The sequence below is a fragment of the Candidatus Phyllobacterium onerii genome, from assembly GCF_028331445.1.
Classification (GTDB): Bacteria; Pseudomonadota; Alphaproteobacteria; order Rhizobiales; family Rhizobiaceae; genus Phyllobacterium; species Phyllobacterium onerii.
The window spans coordinates 1-1,305 of the sequence record NZ_JAQMHX010000039.1 but is presented as its reverse complement, the minus strand read 5'-3'; the positions used below and the strand labels follow the sequence as shown (position 1 = coordinate 1,305).

The following is a 1,305-nucleotide window of genomic DNA, read 5'->3' as shown; positions in this document are numbered from 1 at the left end:
GGTTATTATGTCGTCTGGTCGGTGACGCCGGCGCTGCATACGCCGTTGATGGCGGTCACCAACGCCATTTCCTCGGTCATCGTCGTCGGCGCGCTCTTGGCCGTTGGCCTGTCGGCCAGCGGCTTTGCCACCGGCTTCGGCTTCATCGCGCTCGTTCTCGTCAGCGTCAATATCTTCGGCGGCTTCCTCGTCACCCACCGCATGCTCGCCATGTACAAGAAAAAAGAAAAGTGAGGCGATGACCATGGGTATGAGCGTTAATTTCGCGACTTTTCTGTATCTCGTCTCCGGCGTCCTGTTCATCCTGGCGCTGCGCGGCCTGTCACATCCGACGACCAGCCGCCAGGGCAATTTCTACGGCATGACCGGCATGGCCATCGCCATCGCCACGACGCTGGCCCTGGCCGAGCCCAGCCTCAAGGGGCTCGGGCTTATCGTCGTCGGCCTTGCCATCGGCGGCAGCGTCGGCGCCTATATCGCCAAGCGCATTGCCATGACGGCGATGCCGCAGCTCGTCGCCGCCTTCCACTCGCTCGTCGGCTTTGCCGCGGTGATGGTAGCGGCCGCCGCGGTCTATGCGCCGGATTCCTTCGGCATTGGCGAGGTCGGTTCGATCCATGGCCAGGCGCTGGTCGAGATGTCGATCGGCGTTGCCATCGGCGCCATCACCTTCACCGGTTCGATCATCGCCTTCCTCAAGCTCGACGGGCGCATGTCGGGCAAGCCGATCATGCTGCCGGGCCGCCACGTCCTCAATGCCGGCCTTTTGATCGCCATCGTCGTTCTCGTCGTGGCGCTGGTCCTGAGCGAAAGCCATCTCGTCTTCTGGCTCATCGTCATCCTGTCGCTGATCCTCGGCGGCCTGATCATCGTGCCGATCGGCGGCGCCGACATGCCGGTGGTCGTCTCGATGCTCAATTCCTATTCCGGCTGGGCGGCGGCGGCGCTCGGCTTTACCCTCGGCAATCTGGCGCTGATCATCACCGGGGCGCTGGTCGGCTCGTCGGGTGCGATCCTCTCCTATATCATGTGCAAGGGCATGAACCGCTCGTTCATCTCGGTCATTCTCGGCGGCTTTGGCGGCGAGACATCCGGGGCAGCGTCCGGCGAGGTCGAACAGCGTCCGGTCAAGCAGGGCTCGGCCGACGATGCCGCCTTCATCATGAAGAACGCCTCCAAGGTCATCATCGTGCCGGGCTACGGCATGGCGGTGGCGCAGGCCCAGCATGCCTTGCGCGAGATGGCCGACAAACTCAAAGCCGAGGGCGTCGAGATCAAATACGCCATTCACCCGGTCGCCGGCCG

Annotated in this window: 2 protein-coding genes; both read left to right on the top strand. The window is 63.8% G+C overall.

From position 1 onward, the window contains the following. The coding region (locus tag PHA01_RS29080; protein WP_271899717.1) for a proton-translocating transhydrogenase family protein at positions 1-234 on the top strand (234 nt) is incomplete at its 5' end. 16 nt (positions 235-250) lie between these two features. Next, positions 251-1,305: NAD(P)(+) transhydrogenase (Re/Si-specific) subunit beta (locus tag PHA01_RS29075; protein WP_271899718.1), on the top strand; the 1,055-nt coding region annotated here is incomplete at its 3' end.